The following is a 26,125-nucleotide window of genomic DNA, read 5'->3' as shown; positions in this document are numbered from 1 at the left end:
GCCAGTGCCCGTTGCAGCGCGTCTTCATCCAGCCGACCGCGCAGGCGCAAACCGACCGGGATGTTGTAGGCGCTGTTGCCACCGTCCATCTGCGCCAGGAACCACAGGCGTTGCTGAGCGAAAGACAGCGGTAATAGCTGATCACGCGGTGCCGGCAAAATCTCCGGCAAGGTGCTGCGCCCCGCCCGGCTCAGCACCTCGGCGACAGCAGCCAGCTCGGGGTTGGCGAACAACTCGGCCAGTGTCAGCTCGACGCCCAACTGATGTCGCACCTGCGACAGCATGCGCATCGCCAGCAACGAATGCCCGCCCAGTTCGAAGAAGTTGTCGTGACGACCGACCTGTTCGAGCTGCAACAAGCCAGCCCAGATCCGCGCCAAATGTTGTTCCAGCGCCGAGATCGGCGCGACATACACCCGACTGAGCATCGCTGCCTGCGTCGGTGCCGGCAGCGCCTTGCGGTCAACCTTGCCGTTGTTGTTCAACGGCAGTACATCCAGTTGTACCCACGCGCTCGGCACCATGTATTCCGGCAGTCGCGCCAGCAACTGCGCGTGCAGATCGGCGCTGTCCAGGCGCCCGGCGTGGGCGGTGTAGTACGCCACCAGACGCGTGATGTCCTGACCATCGCGGCGCGCCAGCACCACCGCTTCCTTGATCCCCTGGCAGTTGAGCAGGCGGTTTTCGATTTCGCCCAGTTCGATACGGAAACCGCGAATCTTCACTTGATCGTCATTGCGTCCGATGCAGTCGAGCTGCCCCGGTGCCAGCCAGCGCGCGAGGTCGCCCGTGCGATACAGCAGCGCGCCCGGCTGCTCGCTGAACGGATCACGCAGAAACTTCTCGGCGGTCAGATCGGCGCGGTTCAGGTAACCCAGCGCCACGCCCTGCCCGCCGATGTACAACTCGCCGGTCACGCCCATCGGCACCGGTTGCTGATGCGCGTCGAGTACATACACCTGGGTGTTGGAGATCGGCGCGCCAATCGGCACGCTCTCGGCGTTTTCCGCTACTTCGTGCACTTCAAACGTCGTCGCGTAAGTGGTGGTTTCGGTCGGGCCGTAGCAATGCACGATACGCAGCGCCGGCGCCTCGGCCAGCAGTCGACGGAACGCTGCCGGATCGCCCCGTTCACCGCCACACAGCAGAATGCGCAGGCCTTTGAGCGCCTGCGGAATCAACTGCACATACTGGTTGAACAGCGCCGTGGTGACGAACAGCACCGTCGCCCCGGAGGCGCTCAACTCATGGCCGAACGCGTTCGGATCAAGCAGGGTCTGGTGATCGATCACCACCACGCGCCCGCCGTTGAGCAGCGGCCCCCAGATGTCCATGGTGCTGGCGTCGAACGCCGGGTTGGAGGCGAACACCACGCGGTCCTGCGCATTGAAATCGGCGTAACCGTTGTTCAGCACCAGGCGGCCGATAGCGCGGTGCGGCACCATTACGCCTTTCGGGGTGCCGGTGGAGCCGGAGGTGTACATGATGTACGCCAGCGACTCCGAGGACTGCGCCAGATTCGGGTTGTGCGTCGGTTGGCCGCTGAGGGTCAAGCGGTCGAGGTCGATGCGTGGCGCGGCGTAGTCGATGACTTCACGGCTGAGGGTCAGCAACGCCGCCGCGTGACAGTCTTCGACCATGAACGCCTGCCGCTCGCTCGGCGCGTTGATGTCCAGCGGCACATAGGCCGCCGCGCACTTGGCAATCGCCAGTTGCGCCACCAGCAGTTCCAGCGAACGCGGCAACAGGATCGCCACGTGGTCGCCCGGCTGCACGCCCTGGCTGATCAAATGATGCGCCAGACGGTTGGCCTGAGCGTTCAGTTCAAAGTAGCTCAGCGAATGCTCGCCATGCACCGCCGCCACCGCCTTGGGATGCGCCGCTGCCTGCTGCTGGAAAATCCCGTGCACGGTCAGGGTTTGCGGGTAATCGCATGCAGTGGCGTTGAAGTCGTAGAGCAAGCGCTGACGCTCAGACTCGGCGAGCAATTGCACCCGCTCCAGGACTGTCTGCTCATCGTTGACCATCGCCGCCAGCAGGCGCTGCAAGTAGCCGACATAACGCTCGACGGTCGCTTGATCGAACAACGCCGTGGCGTATTCCAGCGATCCGCGAATCACCCCGTTGACCTCACCCAGGGTCAGGGTCAGGTCGAACTTGGCCACCCGGCCCGGTGCGGCCACACCTTCGAGGCGCAGATCGCCCAGCGCCAGGTTCGGCCCTACGTTGCTGTCCCAGCTCAGCGTGCTCTGGAACAACGGGCTGTGCGCCAAACTGCGCGCCGGCCGGGCGATTTCCACCACTTGCTCGAACGGCAGATCCTGATGCGCCTGCGCCTCCAGCGTGCGCGCCTTGACCCGCGCCAACAGCGTGGCCACGCTCGGCTCGCCCGAGGTGTCGATGCGCAGGGCCAGGGTGTTGACGAACATGCCGATCAGGCCTTCGATCTCGGCCCGGGTGCGGTTGGCCACCGGCGAGCCGATCACCACGTCGGACTGCCCGGACAGACGACTCAGCAACAGCGACCAGGCACTCATCAGGGTCATGAACAGGGTCACGCCGTGACGCTGACTCAAGGCTTTGAGGCCGGCACTCAGACGCTCATCCAGGCGTACTTCGACGCTGCTGCCGGCAAAGTCCTGCTGCGCCGGACGCGGGCGGTCGGTGGGCAAGGTCAGCAAGGCCGGCGCGCCGTCGAGGGTCTGCTGCCAGTAATCGCTCTGCCGCTGCAGCACTTCACCGCTAAGCCAGCGCCGCTGCCACACGGCGTAGTCGCCGTATTGCAGCGCCAGTGGTGGCAATGGATCCGGCTGACCGTGACTGAAGGCCTGATACAGCGCCATCAGCTCACGGGTCAGCACACCCATCGACCAGCCATCGGCGACGATGTGATGCACGGTCAGCAACAGCACATGGTGCTCGTCGGCCAGACGCAGCAGGCGTCCGCGAATCAGCGGATCGTGCTGCAGATCGAAGGCAGTCGCGGCTTCCTGCGCGAGCAGTGCCTGCACCGTGGCTTCGGCCTGTGGATCCTGGCGCAGGTCTTCCACTTGCAACAGCAGACCGCTATCGACCGGTGCAATCGTCACCTGCGCCTGATCGTCGACGCTGACGAAACGGCTGCGCAGGGTTTCGTGCCGCGCGACGATCTGCGTCAGTGCGCGCTGCAAAGCTTCGACATCGAGCCGCCCGCGCAGGCGCAGGCCAAGCGGAATGTTGTACGCCGAATTGCCGCCGTCCATTTGCGCGAGGAACCACAGGCGTTGCTGGGCGAAGGACAGCGTGCCGTCACGCGGCACCGCTACGATCTGCGGTTGGCTACTGACCTGCGCTACGCACAGGCACTCGGCGACCGCCGCCAGTTCAGGGTTGGCGAACAGATCGGCCAGCACCAGTTCCAGCCCCAGTTGCTGACGCACCTGCGCGACCATGCGCATGGCCAGCAGTGAATGCCCGCCGAGTTCGAAGAAGTGATCATGGCGGCCAACCCGCTCGACCTGCAGCACCTCGGCCCAGATCTGCGCCAGCGCGGTTTCCAGCTCGCCTTGCGGCTCGATGTATTCGCGGGTGAATAGCGCAGTCAGGTCAGGTTTCGGCAATGCCTTGCGATCAACCTTGCCATTGGCGGTCAGGGGTAACGCGTCGAGCCGGACAAACGCCGCCGGCACCATGTACTCAGGCAATTGAGTGAGCAGGTGCGCGCGCAGATCAGCGACGCTCAGTGCTGCGCCCTGCTCGGTGTAATACGCCACCAACCGTGACTGACCGGGTTCGTCCTCGCGGGCCAGCAACACCGCATCCTGAACACCGGGGAGCTGATTGAGCCGGGTTTCGATCTCGCCCAACTCGATACGCACGCCGCGGATTTTCACCTGATCGTCGTTGCGCCCGAGGTATTCAAGCGTGCCGTCCTCGCGCCAGCGCGCAAGGTCACCGGTGCGGTACATACGTGCATTCGGCACGCTGCTGAACGGATCGCGCAGGAAGCGTTCGGCGGTCATCTGCGGACGGTTCAGGTAACCACGGGCCACGCCGGCACCACCGACATACAACTCGCCGATCACCCCCAGCGGTACCGGGCGTTGCCGTGCGTCGAGCAGATACACCGTGGCATTGCTCACCGGTTTACCGATATGCAGCACCTCGCCCGCCGCAATCAAACCGGAGGTGGCGACCACCGTAGCCTCGGTCGGGCCATAGTTGTTGATCACCCGGAACGGCTGGTTACGGTTGAACTGGCGCAGACGATCGCCACCGATCAACAGGGTTTTCAGGGTCGGATGCGCCGGCTCCTGACTGAAGGCGTATTCGGCCACCGGGGTCGGCAGGAAGCTCACGTCCAGCGGCTGCGCCCGCCACCAGGCGAGCAACGCGTCGATGTCTTCGTTGCCGTCATGGTTTGGCGCCAGATGCACGGTCGCACCCACGCACAGCGCCGGCCAGACTTCCCAGGCCATGGCGTCGAAACCGAACCCGGCCAGGCTTGAGGTATGGCTGCCGGCGTGCAGATCAAAGGCCGCGCAGTGCCAGTCCACGAGGTTGCTCAGCGTCTGGTGCTCGACCATCACGCCTTTCGGCAGACCGGTGGAGCCGGAAGTGTAGATCACGTAAGCCAGATGCTGCGGGGTCAGGGCCGGCAGCGACGGGTTGTCGATTGGCTCGTTTGGCCACTGGTGCAGATCAAGCTCGATCAGCGGCACCGACAATGCCGGCAGGCGTTCACGCAGATCGCTTTGGCTCAGCACCGCGACGGGCGCACTGTCTTGCAGCAGATAGCTCAGGCGCTCCGCCGGGTGCGCCGGATCCACCGGCACATAACCGGCGCCGGCCTTGAGAATCGCCACCAGCCCGACCAGCGTATCAAGACCGCGCCGGGCGACGATGGCCACGCGGTCGTCAGGCTGTACACCCGATGCAATCAGATGATGCGCCAGACTGTTGGCCTGCCGGTTCAACTCGGCATAGCTCAGCGAAGCATCGGCAAACACCGCCGCCAGCGCCTGCGGTCGCTCAAGCGCTTGCTGCTCGAAACGCTGGGCAATCGTCAGTCCCTGTGGGTAATTGGCGCGGGTCGCGTTGAAGCTGTGCAACAACTGCTCGCGCTCCGCATCCGGCAGGATCGACAGTTGCTCGAAACCTTGATGCGGCGCGTGCTCCAGCGCATCCACCAGCCTGTGCAAGGCGCATTGCAGATAGTCGCAGGTGCGCTGTGCATCGATACCGGCACCGGCCAGTGCGGTCAGGCTGAAGTCTTCGCCGAGATCGTCGACGCTGAGGGTCAGGCGATAGTTGCTGTGTTCCTCGGCCTCAAGCAATTGCATGCCCTGCCAGGCCGTTTGGGCCTCGGCAGAACCGCCACCCGCCGCGGCTCCGTGGCGATAATTGAACAAAGTGCTGAACAATGGCGTGGTCGGCGCCATCGCGCTGCAATGCTGGATGCGCGCCAGTTGCGCGTGTTCGTGTTGCAGCAACTGGCTCAACCGTTGATGCGTCGCCAGTGCCGCGCCCTTGACGCTGTGCGCACGCAGATCGATGCGCAATGGCAAGGTGTTGATGAACACCCCGAGCGCCCGTTCCGCGCCTTCGCCACCCTGCAAACGGCCAAGCAATACCGTACCGAAAACCACGTCATCTCGACCGGACAACTGCCCCAGCACCTGCGCCCACGCCAGGTGCATCAGGCTCGCCGCGCTGACACCCAGACGCCGCGCCTGACTGCGCAATTTGCGGCTCAGCGCGGTGTCGAGGCTCAACTGTGCCTGCGTGGCCAGCCCTTCCGGCGCCGGGTTCTGCCCGTAAGGCAAGGTTGGTTCGTCGACGTCACCGAGCATCTCGCGGAAGAACGCTTCGTGCTGCTGGTCGCTCATCCCCGACAGGGTGTGCGCCACGTAATTGCGATACGGCACCGGCTCGGCCAGACGTTGCGGCTGGCCGATCAGGAACGCCTGCATTTCGTGTTGCAGCACCTCAAGCGCCACGTGGTCCATCACCAGGTGATGGAACAGCAACAACGCCACCACCCGCTGATTGGCGGCGTCCCACGAGTGCACCACGCGCATCAGCGGCGCCTGATTGACGGCCATGCGGTACTGCGCGGCGTCGAAGCGGCGGCGCAATTGCTCCAGTACATCGCCGTCCGCGCCATTCAGTTCCAGCGCTTCGCACGCCAGCGGCGCCTCACGCCAGACCACTTGCACGGGGTCTTGCAGCCCGTCCCAGAACAGCGAAGTGCGCAGGATGTCGTGGCGCTGGATTACGTTCTGCAAGGCTTGAGTGAAGGTGTTCAGGCGTTGTTCATCGGCAAACGCGAACTGCGCCTGCAACACATACGGATCGCCCTGTGCGGCGGACAAATGGTGGAACAGGATGCCGGTCTGCAACGGCGCCAGCGGGTAAATATCCTGCACGTTGGCCACGCCGCCGGGGATGCTGGCGACGATGCGGTCAATGCTCGGCTGGTCGAGCGCCACCAGTGGCAGCAGCTCGGGGGTGATGCGCGTGCAGTCCGAAGTGATCAGGTTGGCCGCGACTTCGGCCTCGGGCTCACCGCCCACGGCAGCGGCCAGCGCGGCGAGGGTCGGCTGGTTGAACAGCACGCGAATGTCGGCGCTCAGGCCGGCACGGCGCATCCGCGCCACCAGATTCACCGCCAGCAGCGAGTGACCACCGAGTTCGAAGAAATGGTCGTGGCGCCCTACCCGCTCAACCTTGAGCAGTTCAGCCCAAAGCTGCGCGAGCGCGATTTCCACTTCACCGACCGGGGCTTCGTATTCACGGGCGGTCAGCGCCGCCAGATCGGGGGCCGGCAGTGCCTTGCGGTCAAGCTTGCCGTTGGGGCTCAGCGGCAGTGCATCGAGATGCACGAACACGGCGGGCACCATGTAGTCCGGCAGGTTTTCCAGCAGATGGCCGCGCAGTGTTTCGACTTCCAGCGGTGCACCGGTGTAGTACGTGACCAGACGTTTGTCCCCCGGCACGTCTTCGCGGGCCAGTACAGCGGCTTCCTGAATGCCCTCGATCTGGGTCAGGCGCGCCTGAATTTCGCCGAGTTCAATGCGCAAACCGCGGATCTTCACCTGATCGTCGTTACGGCCCAGGTATTCGATATTGCCGTCCGGCAGGTAGCGGGCGACATCGCCGGTGCGGTACATGCGTCCATTGGACTGGAACGGATCGGTGAGGAAGCGTTCGGCGTTCAGCTGCGGGCGATTCAGATAACCGCGCGCTACCTGCACGCCGCCGATGTACAACTCGCCGACCACGCCGTGCGGCACCGGTTGTTGCTGGGTATTGAGGATGTACATGCGGGTGTTGGCGATCGGTTTGCCGATCGGCGTGTTGTCCGGGGTGCTTTCCAGCGGCCCGGCGCAGTTCCACGCGGTGACGTCCACTGCGGCTTCGGTCGGGCCGTACAGGTTGTGCAGTTCGCTGCCCGGCAGTTGCTGTTTGAAGCGCCGCACCACGCTGCCCGGCAGCGCTTCGCCGCTGCACATCACTTGCCGCAGACTGCTGCAACGTGCGGTGTCGGCGTGGGCGAGAAATACATCGAGCATCGACGGGACAAAGTGCAACGTGGTGATGTGTTCGCGCTCGATGATTTCGCTGAGGTATTGCGGATCCTTGTGCCCTTCAGGTCGGGCCATGACCAATCGGGCGCCAGTCATCAGCGGCCAGAAGAATTCCCAGACCGAGACGTCGAAGCTGAACGGGGTCTTTTGCAGCACCGTGTCAGTGGAACTCAGTTGGTAAGCGTCCTGCATCCACAGCAGGCGGTTGACCACCCCGCTGTGTTCGTTGATCACGCCTTTCGGCTGGCCGGTGGAGCCGGAGGTGTAGATCACGTAGGCGCTGTGCTGCGGGGTCAGTTCTGCAAGCGATAGATTGCCCGTCGGCAGCGCTTGCCAATGCGGCTGATCCAGATTGATCACCGGCACCGCGACTTTGCCGAGCAACGAACGCGTGGTTCCCTGCACCAGCACCGCCAGCGGCGCGCTGTCTTCCAGCATGTACGCCAGACGCTCCAGCGGATACGCCGGGTCCAGCGGCACATAACCGCCGCTGGCCTTGAGGATCGCCAGCAGCCCGATCACCATGTCCAGACCGCGCTCGACGCAGAGCGCCACCCGCGCATCCGGCCCTACGCCCAATTCACGCAGGTGCCGTGCCAGTTGATTGGCCCGGGCATTGAGTTCGGCATAAGTCAGTTGCTGTTCGTCAGCGACCACCGCTGGCGCCTGCGACGAGCGCACCACTTGCGCTTCGAACAGACCATGAATGGTCTGCTCAAGGTTGTAATCGACCGCCGTGGCATTGAACTCGACCAACAAGCGCTGCTGTTCTTCCGGCGCCAGCAGCGGCGTCTGTTCCAGCAGCGCCTGATCGTTGGCGACCATCGACTGCAACAGACGCTGGAAGTAGCCGACGAAGCGCTCGACCGTGCTCTGGTCGAACAACGCTGTGGCGTATTCCAGCGATCCGCGAATGATGCCGTTGGACTCACTGAGGCTCAGCGAGAGATCGAACTTGGCGAAGTGGCTCGGCTCGGCCACGCCCTCCAGCGTCAGTTCGCCGAGGGCCAGCGCCGGGCTTTCGAGGCCATCCCAACTGAGCAAGGTCTGGAACAACGGGCTGTGCGCCAGGCTGCGCACGGGCCGGGTGATTTCCACCACTTGCTCGAACGGCAGATCCTGATGCGCCTGCGCTTGCAGGGTTTGCGCCTTGACCCGCGCCAGCAGCGCTTCGACGCTCAGCTCGCCGGAGGTGTCAATGCGCAGGGCCAGGGTGTTGACGAACATGCCGATCAGGCCTTCGATCTCGGCGCGGGTGCGGTTGGCCACTGGCGAACCGATCACCACTTCAGCCTGCCCGGACAAGCGGCTGAGCAGCATCGCCCAGGCACTCATCAGCGTCATGTACAGGGTCACGCCGTGGCGCTGGCCCAAGGCTTTGAGCCCGGCGCTAAGACGCTCGTCGAGCACGACGGCGACGCTGCTGCCGGCATAGTCCTGCTGCGCCGGGCGCGGCCGATCGGTCGGCAGCATCAACAGCGCCGGGGCGCCAGCGAGGGTCTGTTGCCAGTACTCGCTCTGGCGTTGCAGCACTTCGCCGCTAAGCCAGCGCCGTTGCCACACCGCGTAGTCGGTGTATTGCAGCGCCAGCGGCGGCAGCGGATCCGGCTGGCCATGACTGAACGCCTGATACAGCGCCATCAGTTCGCGGGTCAAAACACCCATCGACCAGCCGTCAGAGATGATGTGGTGCAGGGTCAGCAACAGCACATGGTGATCATCCGCCAGGCGTACCAGTCGCCCGCGAATCAACGGATCGTCCTGCAAGTCGAACGGCCCGGAGGCTTCGCCCTGAATCAGCGCCTGCAGGGTTTCCTCGGGTTGCGGGTGCTGACGCAGGTCTTCGACCCGCAGCAGCAGACCAGTGTCCACCGGGGCAATCAGCACCTGCGCTTCATCGTTGAATTGCGCGAAGCGGCTGCGCAGGGTTTCGTGGCGCGCGACGATCCGCGCCAGCGCGCGTTGCAGCGCCGCGTCGTCGAGACGGCCACGCAGCCGCAGGGCCACGGGAATGTTGTAGGCGGTATTCGCGCCTTCCATTTGCGCGAGGAACCACAGGCGTTGTTGGGCGAACGACAGCGGCAACGCGCCGTCACGCGGGACCGGCACGATCTGCGGTTGTGCACAGCGTCCGGCCTCGTTCAGCACTGCCGCGACCGCCGCCAGTTCGGCGTTGGCAAACAGATCGCTCAGCGCCAGCTCGACACCCAGACGCTGGCGCACTTGCGAGACCATGCGCATCGCCAGCAACGAATGCCCGCCGAGTTCGAAAAAGTGATCCTGCCGCCCGACCCGCTCGACCTGCAGCACGTCGGCCCAGATCTGCGCCAGCGCGGTTTCCACCTCGCCTTCGGGCGCTGCGTACTCGCGGGTGAAAAGCGCTGCCAGATCGGGCGCCGGCAAAGCCTTGCGGTCGACCTTGCCATTGGCGGTCAGCGGCAGCGCGGCGAGTTTGACGAACGCGGTCGGCACCATGTATTCGGGCAAACGGCTGAGCAATTGCGCGCGCAACTCGCCCACCGGCAGCGCTTCGACCTGCGCCTGCTCGGTGAAGTAGGCCACCAGGCGCGGCTGGCCGGGTTGATCTTCGCGGGCCAGCAGCACCGCCTCCTGAATCCCCGGCAACTGGTTGAGGCAGGTTTCGATCTCGCCCAGCTCGATGCGCACGCCACGGATCTTCACCTGATCGTCGTTGCGCCCCAGATACTCGATATTGCCGTCTTCACGCCAGCGTGCAAGGTCGCCGGTGCGGTACATCCGCGCATTCGGCAAGGGGCTGAACGGGTCACGCAGAAAGCGCTCGGCGGTCATGTCCGGGCGATTCAGGTAGCCACGGGCGACCCCGGCACCGCCGACGTACAGTTCACCGGCAACGCCAAGCGGCACCGGGCGCTGTTGTTCGTCGAGCAAGTACACCGTGGCATTGCTCAGCGGTTTACCGATGTGCAGCGCGTCGCCGCTTGCTACCCGCCCTGAGGTCGCGACCACTGTGGCCTCGGTCGGGCCGTAGTTGTTGATCACGTCGAAATGCTGGTTGCGATTGAACTGCCGCAAGCGGTCGCCGCCGATCAGCAGCGTGCGCAGGGTCGGGTGTTCGAGGTTCTGGCTGAAGGCGTATTCGGCCACCGGGGTCGGCAGGAAACTCACGTCCAGCGGCTGCGCGCACCACCACGCGAGCAAGGCATCGATGTCTTCGCCGCCCTCGTGAGTCGGCGCCAGATGCAGGGTCGCGCCCACGCACAGCGCCGGCCAGACTTCCCAGGCCATCGCATCGAAACCAAAGCCGGCGAGGCTTGAGGTGTGGCGCCCGGCGCAGAGGTCGAACGCCGTGCAGTGCCAGTCGACCAGATTGCTCAAGGTGTGATGCTCGACCATCACGCCTTTGGGCAAACCAGTGGAGCCGGAGGTGTAGATCACGTAGGCCAGGTTCGCGGAGCTCAGGCCCGGTACCTGCGGGTTTTGCGTAACCGTCAGCGGCCAGTTGCAGTGATCGAGGTCGAGCACCGGCACGTTTAGCGCCGGCAGTCGCTCGCGCAGATGACTTTGGGTCAGTACGGCGACTGGCGCGCTGTCGTCGAGCAGGTAGTTCAATCGCTCGGCCGGATGCGCCGGATCAATCGGCACATAACCGGCGCCGGCCTTGAGGATCGCCACCAGTCCGACCAGGGTGTCCAGCCCACGGCGGGCGACGATCGCCACGCGGTCATCCGGTTTCACGCCCAGGCCGATCAGGTGATGCGCCAAAGCGTTGGCCTGCTGATTGAGTTCGGCGTAGGTCAAATGCGCATCGGCAAACACTGCCGCCAGCGCCTCAGGCCGCTCGGCCACCTGTGCCTCGAAACGTTGCTGGATGGTCTGTGCAGCCGGGAAATCCACATGGGTGGCATTGAAGTCGAGCAGCACCTGTTCAAGCTCCGCCGCCGGCAGAATCGGCAGTTGGTTGATCGGTGTCTGCGGCGCCTGCTCCAGCGCGAGCACGAGGTTTTCCAGCGCGCAGTGCAGGTAATCGCAGATACGCTGCGGATCGGTCTGGGTGCTGGCCAGCAGGGTCAGGCTGAATGCATCACCGAGGTCATCGACACTCATCGTCAACGGATAGTTGCTGCGCTCTTCGGAATGCAACGTGGAGATACCGTCCCACGCCGCGAGGGTTTCGGCACTGGCGGTGGCGACGTTGTGGCTGTGGCGATAATTGAGCAGCGTGCTGAACAGCGGCGTCGGCGCCAGAACGTGACTGCAGCGCTGAGCCAGAGCCAGCGGTGCGTGTTCGTGACGCATCAGCGTGGTCAGCCGGGCGTGGGTGGCGTTGACTGCCGCGCGCACATCCTGGCCGTCGATGTTCACCCGCAACGGCAAGGTGTTGATGAAAATTCCCAGCGCCCGGTCAATCGCTTCGGCGCCTTGCATGCGACCCATCAGCACCGTGCCGAAGACCACCTGCTGCTTGCCGGTCAGCGCGGCCAGTACCTGCGCCCAGCCGAGGTGGAACAGGCTGGCGACACTGACGCCGAGCGTCCGTGCCTGCGCCCGCAGACGCTGGCCCAACAGCGCCGCGACCGGCACACTGAGTTCGACGATTTCGCTGCCGTCGCCTTGCACATCCTGCAGGCCGTAAGGCAGCGTCGGTTCATCGATGTCGCTGAGCATCTCGCGGAAAAACGCCTCGTGCTCGGCCTCGCTGACACCCAGAAGCGCCTGCGCCACGTAGTTGCGAAACGGCACCGGGCGCCCGAGCAGTTCACGCTGCCCGGTGAGGCAGGCGCGCATTTCGTGGCGCACCACGTCGAGGGCCGAGTGGTCGAGGGCCATGTGATGGAACAGCAGCGTGGCGATCACCCGTTGCCCGGCTTCATCCCAGGCGTGGGCCAGACGCATCAGTGGCGCCAGGGTAACGTCGAGGCGGAAGTGCCGGGCGTCGAAACGCTCATGCAGATACGCCAGCACGTCGCCATTTGCATCAGGCAACGTCACCTCTTCCACTGGCAGTTCGGCCCGACGCCAGACCACCTGCACCGGCGCGTCCAGCCCTGCCCAATGCACAGCGGTGCGCAGAATGTCATGGCGATCGATCACCGCTTGCAGCGCTTGAGCGAACGCTTGAAAACGCTCGCGGCTGGCGAAGGCGAAATGCGATTGCATGACATACGGATCACCGTCACCGCCACTCACGTGGTGATACAGGATGCCTTCCTGCAGCGGCGCCAGCGGGTAGATGTCCTGCACGTTGGCCGCGCCGCCAGGGACTTGTGCGACGAGGTGGTCGATGGTGGTTTGGTCGAGCTCGACCAGCGTCAGCATCGCCGGGGTGATGTGCGTGGTGCCTGCAACGATTCCGTTGGCCGGCACTTCGACCTGCCCATGCTTGCTGGCCGAGTACTGCCCGGCCTTGATCAGTTCGATCAGCGCCGGTTTGTGCTCGCGCAACAGCGCCAGCAACGCCGGGTCGTTCAACGCCTGCTTGTTGCCATTGACCCGCAATTGGTCGTCCGCGACCGCCAGCTGGATATCTTTAGCCTTCAATGTGGCCAACAGTTCGATCACGTTCACAGGACGATCTCCATTCGTTCGGTAATTGCGGCGTAGCCGGCCAGGGTCGGATGTTCGAACAGCGACCTGACATCGGCTTCCATGCCTTCCTGACGCAGCCGGCCGATCAGACTGACCGCCAGCAGCGAGTGACCACCCAGTTCAAAGAAATGGTCGTGGCGCCCTACCCGCTCGACGTTGAGCAACTCGGCCCAGAGCCGTGCGAGGGTGATTTCGACGTCGCCCACCGGGGCTTCGTATTCGCGCACCGGCAATGCCGCCTGATCCGGCGCCGGCAGCGCCTTGCGGTCGAGTTTGCCGTTGGGGCTCAGCGGCAATGCATCGAGATGCACGAACAGCGCAGGCACCATGTAGTCCGGCAGATGCTCCAGCAAGTGGCTGCGCAGCACGTCGATTTCCAGGCGTGCTCCGGTGTAGTACGCCACCAGACGCTTGTCGCCGGATGCATCTTCGCGGGCCAGTACGGCGGCTTCCTGCACGCCATCGATCTGGGTCAGGCGTGCCTGGATTTCACCGAGTTCGATGCGCAGGCCACGGATCTTCACCTGATCATCGTTACGGCCCAGATATTCGATATTGCCGTCCGGCAGATAGCGGGCGACGTCGCCGGTGCGGTACATCCGCCCGTTGCTCTGAAACGGATCATTGAGGAAGCGCTCGGCGTTTAGTTCCGGGCGATTCAGATAACCGCGTGCGACCTGCACGCCACCGATGTACAGCTCGCCGAGCACGCCGTGCGGCACCGGTTGTTGCTGGGCATCGAGGATGTACATGCGGGTGTTGGCGATCGGTTTGCCGATCGGCGTGTTGTCCGGGGTGCTTTCCAGCGGCCCGGCGCAGTTCCACGCGGTCACGTCCACCGCGGCTTCGGTCGGGCCGTAAAGGTTGTGCAATTGGCTGCCCGGCAGTTGCTGTTTGAAGCGCCGCACCACACTGCCCGGCAGGGCTTCGCCGCTGCACATGACTTGCCGCAGACTGCTGCAACGTGCGGTGTCGGAGTGAGCGAGGAACACGTCGAGCATCGACGGGACAAAGTGCAGCGTGGTGATGTGTTCGCGTTCGATGATGTCGCTGAGATACAGCGGGTCCTTGTGTCCCTCGGGCCGGGCCATGACCAGTCGGGCGCCGGTCATCAGCGGCCAGAAGAACTCCCAGACCGAGACGTCGAAGCTGAACGGGGTCTTTTGCAGCACAGTGTCAGTGGAACTCAGTTGGTAAGCGTCCTGCATCCACAGCAGACGGTTGACCACTCCGCTGTGTTCGTTGATCACGCCTTTCGGCTGGCCGGTGGAGCCGGAGGTGTAGATCACGTAGGCGCTGTGCTGCGGGGTCAGTTCGGTTACCAAAAGATTATCCGTCGCCAGCGCTTGCCAGTGCGGCTGATCCAGATTGATCACCGGCACCGAAACGTGACCGAGCAACGAACGCGTCGTCCCCTGCACCAGCACCGCCAGCGGCGCGCTGTCTTCCAGCATGTAAGCCAGACGTTCCAGCGGATACGCCGGATCCAGCGGCACATAACCGCCACCAGCCTTGAGGATCGCCAGCAGCCCGACCACCATGTCCAGACCGCGCTCGACGCAGATAGCCACCCGCGCATCCGGCCCTACACCCAATTCGCGCAGGTGCCGCGCCAGTTGATTGGCTCGGGCGTTGAGTTCGGCGTAGCTCAGTTGCTGCTCACCCGCGACCACGACGGGTGCCTGCGGCGTACGCGTCACTTGCGCTTCGAACAAGCCATGAATGGTCTGCTCAAGGTCGTAATCGACGTCCGTGGCATTGAGGCCGAACAGCAACTGCTGGCGCTCGGCATCCGCCAGCACCGGCAGGCGATTCAACGCCTGCTGCGGTGTCTGTTCCAGCGCTTCGACCAGCCCCGCCAACGCCTGCTGCATGTAGCCACACACCCGCGCCGCGCCGATCGGCGAAGGGGTCATGGCCGTGAGATCAAAATCCTCGCCCAGGTCATCGACGTTGACGCTCAGCGGATAGTTGGTGCGCTCCTCGCTGGACAGGTTTTCGATGCCTTGCCAGGCCAGGCGATTGGCTTGCAACTGTTCTGCACTGACGCTGTGCCGGTAGTTGAGCATCGCGCTGAACAGCGGCGACGGCGCGGCCACCCCGCTGCAGCGCTGAGCCAGCGCCAGTGATGCATGCTCATGGCCGAGCAATGCGGTCAGTTGCGCATGGGTGGCGCGCACCCCGGCACGCACCGAAACATCACCCAGATCCACCCGCAGCGGCAGCGTATTGATGAACATCCCCAGACCGCGATCAGCGCCGGTACCGCCCTGCATCCGCCCCAGCAGCACGGTGCCGAACACCACGCGCTTATGTCCGGAAGTCGCCGCCAATACCTGGGCAAACGCCAGATGGAACAGGCTCGCGACGCTCACGCCCAGCTGCCGCGCCTGGCTGCGCAGGCGCCGCGCCAAGGCTTCGGGCACGCGCTGACGGACTTCTTCGATGTCATGGCCGTCACCGTGCACATCCAGCAGACCGAACGGCAGCGTCGGCTCATCGATCTCGCCGAGCATCGTGCGGAAGAACGCTTCATGCTCCTGCTCGCTGACGCCCAGCCGGGTCTGCGCCACGTAATTGCGATACGGCACGGCAGGGATCAGGGCTTCGCCGTGACCGAAGAGCAGCGCCTGCAGTTCCTGCTGCACCACTTCCAGCGCCGTGTGGTCCATGGCGATGTGATGGAACAGCAGCATGGCGACCACTCGATCATTGGCCGGGTCTTGTGCATAGACCAGGCGAATCAACGGCGCCTGACTGAGGTCGATGCGGTAATGCCGCGCGTCGAAGCGCTCATACAACTGCGCCAGAACATCACCGCCCGCCGGATCGAATGCAACCTCCTGCAGCGGCAGCTCGGCTTCACGCCAGACCACTTGCACCGGCGTCGCCAGCCCTTCCCAGACCACTCCGGTGCGCAGGATGTCATGGCGAGTCATGACCTGACGCAGCGCGGCGGCAAAGGCCTGCAAGCGTTCAAGGCTGTCGAATGCCAGGCGCGATTGCAGCAGGTACGGATCGCCCTGCGCGGCGCTCAAGTGGTGATAAAGAATGCCTTCCTGCAACGGCGCCAGCGGATAAATGTCCTGCACATTGGCGGCACCGCCCGGCACCGTGGCGACGATACGCTCGATGCTCTGCTGATCCAGTTGCAGCAGGGTCAGCATGTCTGGAGTGATATGCGTGCAACCAAACGGAATCAGGTTGTCCGGCACCGCGACTTCGCGACCGCTGCCCACTGCGGCGGCCAGCGCGGCAAGGGTCGGCTGGCTGAACAGCACGCGCACGTCGGTGCTCAGGCCGAGCTGACGCATGCGCTCGATCAGGGTCACCGCCAGCAGCGAATGCCCGCCCAGTTCGAAGAAGTTGTCGTGCCGCCCGACCTGTTCGACTTGCAGCACCTCGGCCCAGACCTGCGCCAGCGCGGTTTCCACCGGCCCTTGCGGGGCTGCGTATTCGCGGCTGAGCCAGGCGTCCTGATCCGGTTCGGGCAAGGCCTTGCGGTCGAGTTTGCCGTTGGCGGTCAGCGGCAGCGCCTCAAGCCGGACGTAGGCTGCCGGCACCAGTGCCTGCGGCAGACGCGCTTGCAGATGCGCACGCAGCTCTTCGATATCGACCGCTGCGCGGGCAGTGAACCAGGCGATCAACCGCGCCTCGCGCACCAGCACCACCGCGTCCTGCACCGCCGCATGGCTGGACAGCGCGGCTTCGATTTCACCCAGTTCCACCCGCACGCCGCGCAGTTTGATCTGATCGTCGTTACGCCCCAGGTACTCGATATTGCCGTCGGCCAGCCAGCGCGCGAGGTCACCGGTGCGGTACATGCGCGCCTGCGGTTCGTCACTGAACGGGTCTTCGAGGAAGCGTTCGGCGGTCAGCTCGGGGCGGTTCAGATAACCACGGGCCACACCCGCGCCACCGACGTACAACTCGCCCGCCACGCCAACCGGCACCGGACGTTGCTGACCGTCGAGCAGGTAGACCCTGGCGTTGCTCATCGGCCGGCCGATATGCAGCAGCTGTCCGGCATGGATTTGTCCGGAAGTCGCGACCACCGTGGCCTCGGTCGGGCCGTAGTTGTTGATGACGTCGAACGTCTGCCCACGCGAGAACTGCCGCAACTTGTCGCCACCGATCAATAGCGTGCGCAAGGTCGGGTGACCCAACTCACGACTGAAGGCGTATTCGGCAATCGGCGTCGGCAGGAAGCTCACTTGCAACGGCTGCGCGCGCCACCAGTCGAGCAGGTCATCGAGGTGTTCGTTGCTGATCGACGGCGGCGGCAGGTGCAGGGTCGCGCCGACACACAGCGCCGGCCAGACCTCCCAGGCCATCGCGTCGAAACCGCAACCGGCGACGCTGGCGGTGTGGCTGCCGGCGCGCAGGTCGAACGCCTCACAGTGCCAGTGCACAAGGTTTTCCAGGGTCGCGTGTTCGACCATCACGCCTTTCGGCTGGCCGGTCGAACCCGAGGTGTAGATCACGTAGGCCAGATGCACCGGGGTCAGCGTCGGCAGTTGCGGATTGGTAGCCGGCAGGTGTTGCCAGAGGGCGTTGTCCAGATCAATCACCGGCACCCGGCCCAGCAGTTCGCGGGTCGCGCCCTGCGCCAGCACCGCCACCGGATCGCTGTCCTGCAACAGGTAGGCGATGCGCTCCGCCGGGTACGTCGGGTCGATTGGCACGTAACCGGCGCCGGCCTTGAGAATCGCCAGCAACGCCACCAGCATCTGCGGACTGCGTTGCAGGCACACGGCGATCCGGTCGTCCGGCTGCACGCCGAGGCCGAGCAGGTGATGCGCCAGGCGATTGGCCTGCTGATTGAGTTGCGCGTAGGTCAGTTGCTGCGTTCCCTGCACCACCGCCAATGCCTGCGGCTGCTGCTCGGCCTGCGCTTGTACCAGCGCCTGAATCGTTGCACCGCGCGGGTATGCCGTCGCCGTCGGGTTGAAACCGACCACCAGGCCTTCGTATTCCTCGACCGCAAGAATCGGCAAACGGTTGAGCGCACGCTGTGGCGTCTGCTCCAGTGCGTGCACCAGATGTTCCAGCGCGGTGTGCATGTAGCCGCAGATCCGTTGCGCGCCGATCTGCGCCAACGCCAGCACGGACAGGGAAAAGTCTTCGCCGAGATCGTCGACGCTGAGAGTCAGCGGATAGTTGCTGCGCTCTTCGCCGCCGAGCAATTGCACGCCTTCCCAGATGCCCTGACCGTCACGCGGCTGCGCTTCGGCAGCGGTATGCCGGTAGTTGAGCAGTGCGCTGAACAGCGGCGCCCCGGACACCGCGCTGCAACGCTGGGCCAGCGCCAATGGCGCGTGTTCATGGGCCAGCAACGCGGTCAGCCGTGCGTGGGTAGTCTTGACCGCAGCGCGCACGCCTTCGCTGACATCCACCCGCAGCGGCAAGGTGTTGATGAACACGCCGAGGGTGCGATCCGCGCCCTCACCGCCCTGCAAACGCCCCAACAGCACCGTGCCAAACACCACGTCGCGGCGGTTGGCAAGCACGCCCAGCACCTGCGCCCAGGCCAGGTGCATCAGACTCGCCGGGCTGACACCCAACTGCCGCGCCTGTTCCCGCAGGCGCAGGGTCAACCCGGCATCGACGGCTTGCTGCGCCTCCTCGATGTCGCCGCCATCGCCTTGCACATCGTGCAGGCCGAACGGCAGGGTCGGTTCGTCGATATCGCCGAGCATGTCGCGGAAGAACGTTTCGTGCTCCTGCTCGCTGGCCCCCAGACGCGCCTGCGCCACGTAGTTGCGATACGGCATCGGCGTGCCGAGGCTGTCAGCCTGATCGAACATGAAAGCACGCATTTCCTGGCCCACCACTTCCATGGCGGTGTGGTCGAGAATCAAGTGCTGGAACAGGATGATCGCCACCACCCGTTGCTGCGCCGGGTCTTCGGCATAGACGATGCGCATCAGCGGCGCCTGGCTCAGGTCGAGGCGGTTGTGCCGGGCATCGAACCGCGCGTGCAACTGTTCGAGAACGTCGCCCTGCGCCGGGTCCAGCGGCACCGCTTGCACCACCAGCGGCGCCTGACGCCAGACCACTTGCTGCGGACTCGCCAGCCCTTCCCAGACCATACTGGTGCGCAGAATGTCGTGGCGCGCGATGACCTGCTGCAAGGCTTGGCTGAAGGTGCGCAAGCGCTCGACGCTGTCGAAGATCAGCCGCGATTGCAGCAGGTACGGATCGCCCTGTTCGGCGCTCAGGTGGTGGTAAAGAATGCCTTCCTGCAACGGTGCCAGCGGATAGATGTCCTGCACGTTGGCGGCCCCGCCCGGCACGGTGGCGACGATGCGCTCGATGCTCGCTTGATCGAGTTCAGTCAGGCTGAGCATGTCCGGAGTGATGTGCGTGCAGCCCGGCGGAATGCGGTTGGCCGGCACCTCGATTTCGCGACCGCTGCCCACAGCGGCGGCCAATGCGGCCAGGGTCGGCTGATTGAACAGCACGCGCACGTCGGCCGCGAGGTCGATCTGGCGCATGCGCTCGATCAGGCTCACCGCCAGCAGCGAATGCCCGCCCAATTCGAAGAAGTTGTCGTGACGCCCGACCCGCTCGACTTTCAGCACGTCGATCCAGATCTGCGCCAGCGCGGTTTCCAGCGCACCCTGTGGCGCTTCATATTCGCGGCTGAGCCACGCGCCCTGCTCCGGTTCCGGCAAGGCCTTGCGGTCGATCTTGCCGTTGGCGGTCAACGGCAATGCGTCCAGCCGCACGTAAGCCGCCGGCAGCAGCGCATCCGGCAAGCGTGCCTGTAAATGCGTGTGCAACTGCTGAATATCGACCGCCGTGCGCTCGGTGAACCACGCAATCAGCCGCCCATCGCGAACCAGCACCACCGCCTCTTGCAGCGCAGCGTGGCTGCCGAGCGCGGCTTCGATTTCACCGAGTTCGATTCGCACGCCACGCAGTTTGACCTGATCGTCGTTGCGCCCCAGGTACTCGATATTGCCGTCAGCCAGCCAACGCGCCTGATCGCCGGTGCGGTACATGCGCGCCTGCGGCTCATCGCTGAACGGATCGAAGAGGAACTGCGCAGCGGTCAGCTCGGGGCGATTCAGATAGCCGCGCGCCACGCCCGCCCCGCCGACATACAGCTCGCCCGCCACCCCCACCGGCACCGGGCGCTGCTCGGCGTCCAGCACATAGATTTTGGCGTTGGCGATCGGGCGGCCGATATGCAGCGGCTGATCCAGTTCGACCCGACCCGAGGTAGCGACCACCGTGGCTTCGGTCGGGCCATAGTTGTTGATCACGTCGAAGGTTTGCGCACGACTGAACTGACGCAGTCGGTCGCCACCGATCAGCAGCGTACGCAAGGTTGGGTGCTGCAATTGACGGCTGAACGCGTATTCGGCCACGGGCGTCGGCAAGAAGCTGACCTGCAACGGCTGCGCGCACCACCAGTCGAGCAGCTCGTCGAGGTGCTCGTTGCGGATCGACGGCGGCGGCAGGTGCAAGGTCGCGCCAACACACAGTGCCGGCCAGACTTCCCAGGCCATGGCATCGAAACCGAAGCCGGCGACGCTCGCGGTCTGGCTGCCGGCCTGCAAGTCGAAGGCTTCAGCGTGCCAGTGCACGAGGTTTTCCAGGGTGGCATGTTCGACCATCACCCCTTTCGGTTGGCCGGTGGAGCCGGAGGTGTAGATCACGTACGCCAGATGCTTCGGCGTCAATGCCGGCACCTGCGGATTGGCATCCGACAGGTGCTGCCAGAGGTCGTTGTCCAGATCGATGACCGGCACGCCACCGAGCAGATCGCGAGTCGACGCCTGCGCCACCACCGCCACCGGGGCGCAGTCCTGCAACAGGTAGGCGATGCGTTCCGCCGGATACGCCGGATCGACCGGCACATAACCGGCGCCGGCCTTGAGGATCGCCAGCAGCGCGACCAGCATGTCCGGGCTGCGCCGGGCACACAGGGCAACCCGGTCATCGAGCTGCACGCCAAGGCCGATCAGGTGATGCGCCAGACGATTGGCCCGCTGATTGAGCTCGCCATAGCGCAACTGCTGCGCACCTTGCACCGCCGCCAATGCCTCGGGGTGCGCGGCCGCCCGGGCCTCGAACAAACGCTGCACGGTTTGCGCCGGCGGGTAGTCGCGACCGGTGATGTTAAAGCCGACCAGGACCCGCTGCCGTTCACTCGGTGACAGCACCGAGATCTGCCGCAGCGGCGTGGCCGGATTGTGCTCCAGCGCCGTAAGCAGATTGTGCAGCGCGGTCTGCAGGTAATCGCAAACCCGCGCGCCATCCACTTGCGGAACCGCCTGCACGCTCAGGCGGAAACCTGTGCCGAGGTCATCGACGCTGACCACCAGCGGATAGTTGCTGCGCTCGCGCGAGCTGAGAATCTCGATCCCGTCCCAGGCCACGCCTGCCGGTTCGGCCGTGCTGTGGCGATAGTTGAGCAAGCTGCTGAACAGCGGCAGCGATGCGGCAACACCGCTGCAACGCTGGGCCAGCGACAGCGAGGCCTGCTCATGCGCCAGCAGTTGCGCCAATCGCTCATGAGTAGCGCGCACGCCTTGCTCCACCGCAGTCGCGCCAACACTGACCCGCAACGGCAAGGTGTTGATGAACATGCCGAGTGCGCGATCGGCGCCCTCGCCACCCTGCATGCGCCCGAGCAGCACGGTGCCGAACACCACCTCTTCGCGCCCCGAAACCTGCGCCAGCACCTGGCCCCAGGCCTGGTGCACCAGGCTGGCGGCGCTGATACCGAGGCGGCGCGCCTGCTGGCGCAACCGCTCGGCTACGCCGGCGTCGAGCACCTGCTCGCTGTCGATAATGCTGCTGCCGTCGCCATGTACGTCGTGCACACCGAAGGCCACGGTCGGCTCGTCGATGTCGCCGAGCATGTCGCGGAAGAACGCTTCATGCGCCTGAGTATCGGCCTGCTGTTGCGCCTGCGCCACGTAGTTACGGTACTGCACCGGCGCCGGCAGATCCGCACCGCTCGGGTACAGGCTGTCGTTCATTTCCGCGAGCAACACTTCCAGTGCGGTGTGGTCGAGCACGATGTGGTGCAGCAACAGGATGCCGACCCAGCGCTGCTGTGCTCGGTCTTCGGTGTAGGCCAGACGCATCAGCGGCGCCCGGCGCAGGTCGAGGCGGTAGTGCCGTGGATCGAACCGCGCCTGCATCTGCTCCAGCACATCGCCCTCAAGCAGGTCGGCATCGACCCGTTCCAGCGCCAGCGGCGCCTCGCGCCAGACCACTTGCACCGGCTCTTCAAGCCCTTCCCAGAACACGCTGGTGCGCAGAATGTCGTGACGCGCAATCACCGCATTCAACGCACGGACGAAGGCCTTGATCTGCGCCAGACCGGCGAAGGCGAATTGCGCCTGCAATACGTAGGGATCACCGGCGCTGGTCGCCAGATGGTGGTAGAGAATCCCCGCCTGCAGCGGTGCCAGGCCGTAAATGTCCTGCACGTTGGCAACGCCGCCGGGCACGCTGGCGACCACGCGGTCGATGGCGGCCTGATCCAGCGTGGCCAAGGGCAGCATGTCCGGGGTGATCCGCGTGCAATCGGCGGCAATCAGATTGTCCGGCACCCGCAGGGCGTGACTGTGACTCAAGGTCGCCGCCAGTGCCGCAACGCTCGGCTGGCCGAACAGCACGCGCACGTCGCACTGCAAGTCGTGCTGGCGCATGCGTTCGATCAGTTTCACCGCCAACAGCGAATGACCGCCGAGTTCGAAGAAATTGTCGTGCCGCCCGACCTGCTCGACACCGAGCAGGGTCTGCCAGATCCCGGCAATCAGGGTTTCGACTTCCCCCACTGGGGCTTCGAAACCGCGACGGGCGAACGCATCGCTGTCCGGTTGCGGCAAGGCTTTGCGATCGAGCTTGCCGTTGGTGGTCAGCGGTATGGCGTCGAGGCGCACAAAGGCGCTCGGCACCATGTAGTCGGCCAGCGATTGCAGCAACGCGTCGCGCAATTGCGCGGCGCTCGGCTCAGCGCCTTCGGCGGCCAGCCAGTAGGCGACCAGACGCTTGTCACCGGGACTGTCTTCGCGAGCGATCACCAGCGCTTCGCGCACCCCGGCGCAGGCGGCGAGGCGAGCTTCGATTTCACCGAGTTCGATGCGGAAACCACGGATCTTCACTTGATCGTCGTTGCGCCCGAGGTATTCGAGGCTGCCATCCGCTGACCAGCGCGCGAGGTCGCCGGTCTTGTACAGGCGCGCCTCGGCACGGCCGCTGAACGGGTCGGCAATAAAGCGCTCGGCGGTCAGCGTCTCGCGGTTGAGGTAACCCCGGGCAACCCCGGCGCCACCGACGTACAACTCGCCGATCACGCCGACCGGCACCGGTTCGCGCTGCGCGTCGAGTACGTACAGTTGCAGGTCGGGAATGCCCACACCGATCGGGCTGCGCCCGACCAGTAGCGAGTCCGCTGCCTGCAGTGGCCGATAGGTCACGTGCACCGTGGTTTCGGTGATGCCGTACATGTTCACCAACCGCGTACCGGCATTGCCGACCCGCGCGTACCACGGTTTGAGCAGGCCCGGTTCCAGCGCTTCGCCGCCGAAGATCACTTCGCGCAACGAGTGCTGCAACGGGCTGCGGCCCTGCGCGGCGATCAACTGGCGGAAGGCGCTCGGGGTCTGATTGAGCACAGTGACTCCAGTGCGGCACAGCAGCGCGTAGCAGTCGTCCGGCGAGCGGCTGACCGCCTGCGGCACCAGCAACAACTGGCCGCCAAACGCCAGCGCGCCCCAGATTTCCCACACCGAGAAATCGAAGGCGAAGGAATGGAACAGCGCCCACACGTCTTGCGGGTTGAAGTTGAACCAGTCGTGGGTCGCCGAAAACAGCCGCACCACGTTGCGGTGTTCGACCATCACGCCTTTGGGCAACCCGGTGGAACCGGAGGTGTAGATCACGTAGGCGAGGTGATTTGGGGTCAGCTCGGGAATCTGCGGATTGCTGCTGAGTTCAGCCTGCAACTGCAGGCTGTCCAGATCGATGATCGGCACTTCGAGCGCGCCAACCCGATCCAGCGTATCGGCCTGGGTCAGCACCGCCACCGGGGCGCTGTCCTGCAAGGTGTAGGCGATACGCTCCAGCGGATACGCCGGGTCAATCGGCACGTAACCAGCGCCAGCCTTGAGGATACCAAGCAGGCCGATGAGCATTTGCGGGCCGCGCTCGACACAGATCGCCACGCGCTGATCCGGACGAATCCCCCGCGCCAGCAGGTGATGCGCAAGTTGATTGGCGCGGCGATTGAGTTCGCCATAGCTCAGCGTCTGCTCCTCGAACAGCAGCGCTGTGGCCTCGGGGCGCGCCGCCGCGTGGGCTTCGAACTGCTGGTGAATCAACGGGGTTTCCGGGAACTGCGGCAACGGCGAGTTGACCCCGTGCAGCAGGTATTCGCGCTCGGCCGCCGGCAGGATATTCAGGCGTTGCAGCGGTGCATCCGGGGTCGATTGCAAGGCCTGCAGCAGGCTGTGCAACGCGGTGTGCAGGTAAGCGGCGATGCGTTCGGCACCCAGCGCCGCATCCGCCAGCGCGGTGATGCGCAAGTCTTCGCCGAGGTCGTCGATGTTTATTGTCAGCGGGTAGTTGGTGCGTTCGCGGGCGCCCAGCACTTGCACGCCGGGGGCCAGTTCGCTGACCTCGGCGATCTCTTCACTGCTGCTGTGGCGATAGTTGAGGATCGCGCTGAACAACGGCGTCGGCACCGCCACTGCGCTGCAACGCTGGGCCAGGGCCAGCGAGGTCTGTTCATGGCCGAGCAACGCGGTCAGGCGTCGATGGGTGGCCAGCACCCCGGCACGCACGCCGTCCTGCCCGACATCCACGCGCAGCGGCAAGGTGTTGATGAACATCCCCAGCGCCTGTTCGCCGCCCTCGCCCGCCTCCATCCGCCCCAGCAGCACGGTGCCGAACACCACGGCGGTGCGGCCCGACAACTGGCCGAGCACCCGCGCCAGCGCCAGGTGCATCAGGCTGGCGACACTGACGCCGAGCTGACGCGCCTGGCCGCGCAGTTGCCGGCTGAAATCGGTGTCGAGCATCAGCAAAGCTTCTTCGATGCCTTGGCCATCGCCCTGCACATCCTGCAGACCACACGGCAAGGTCGGCTCGTCGATGTCGGCGAGCATCTCGCGGAAAAACCCTTCATGGGATTTTTCGTCCAGGCCCATGCGCGCCTTGGCCAGGTGATCGCGGTATGGCACCGGCGGCCCGACCTGCGCGGTCTGGCCCAGCAGATGCGCGCGGGTTTCACGGCGCACCACGTCGAGCGCGACGTGGTCCATGATCAGGTGATGGAACAGCAACAGCGCGACCACGCGCCCGTTGGCCGGATCCATGGCGTACACCAGACGCAGCAGCGGCGCCTGCTGGATGTCGAGGCGGAAGAACCGTGGGTCGTGGCGCTCCAGCAGTTGCTTCAGGACATCCGAGCCCGGGTCGAGGGCGATTTCTTCGCAGTGCAGACGAGCCTGCCGCTGCACCACTTGCAGCGGTTCGTCCAGGCGTTCCCAGACGAACGAGGTGCGCAGAATGTCGTGGCGTTCGATCATCCATTGCAGCGCCTCGGCGAAAGCCTCCAGACGTTCGCGGCTGTCGAAGGCGAATCGCGCTTGCGACACGTAGGGGTCGCCGGCGGGCGCCGACAGGTGCAGATAGAGCATGCCTTCCTGCAGCGGCGCCAGCGGGTAAATGTCCTGCAGGTTGGCGGCGCCGCCGGGTACTTTGGCGACCAGGCGATCGATGGTCGGCTGATCCAGAGTCACCAGCGGCAGCATGTCCGGGGTGATGCGAAACGCCGGGCTCAGCCAGTCGCCACCGTGCCGGGCGACCAGCTCCAGCAGCTGCGCTTTGTGTTGGCTGAGGCTGTCCCACAACGCATCGTCCAGCGCGTCGTCGCTGCCCAGAATGACCAGGTCTTCATCTTCCTGTTGAAGGCGGATCGCATGGGTGGAAAGAACAGCCATCAGTTCGCTGAAATGCAT

2 protein-coding genes (1 of these 2 running past the window's edge) are annotated in these 26,125 nt (G+C 65.0%); both read right to left on the bottom strand.

The annotated features are described in order from the left end of the window. A protein-coding gene (locus tag V3W27_RS18725; RefSeq protein WP_330207246.1) for a non-ribosomal peptide synthase/polyketide synthase crosses the window boundary here: on the bottom strand, window positions 1-13,115 show its 5' portion. Its footprint begins 4,708 nt before the window's first position; 13,115 of the gene's 17,823 nt are visible here — the first part of the coding sequence; the start codon lies at window positions 13,113-13,115; its stop codon lies off the left edge, out of view. Then, window positions 13,112-26,125, bottom strand: a complete 13,014-nt coding sequence (locus V3W27_RS18720; protein ID WP_330207245.1) for an amino acid adenylation domain-containing protein — start codon at window positions 26,123-26,125, stop codon at window positions 13,112-13,114. The genes V3W27_RS18725 and V3W27_RS18720 overlap by 4 nt, the downstream gene beginning before the upstream one ends.

The sequence above is a fragment of the Pseudomonas sp. AM14(2022) genome (assembly GCF_036346455.1).
In the GTDB taxonomy this organism is placed as follows: domain Bacteria; phylum Pseudomonadota; class Gammaproteobacteria; order Pseudomonadales; family Pseudomonadaceae; genus Aquipseudomonas; species Aquipseudomonas putida_A.
The sequence above is the reverse complement of the archived record's forward strand: the minus strand, read 5'-3'. Positions and strand labels throughout refer to the sequence as shown.

Excerpts from the sequence above, each read along its gene's own strand:
- V3W27_RS18720 (WP_330207245.1), bottom strand. The coding sequence starts at position 26,125 with ATGCATTTCAGCGAACTGATGGCTGTTCTTTCCACCCATGCGATCCGC.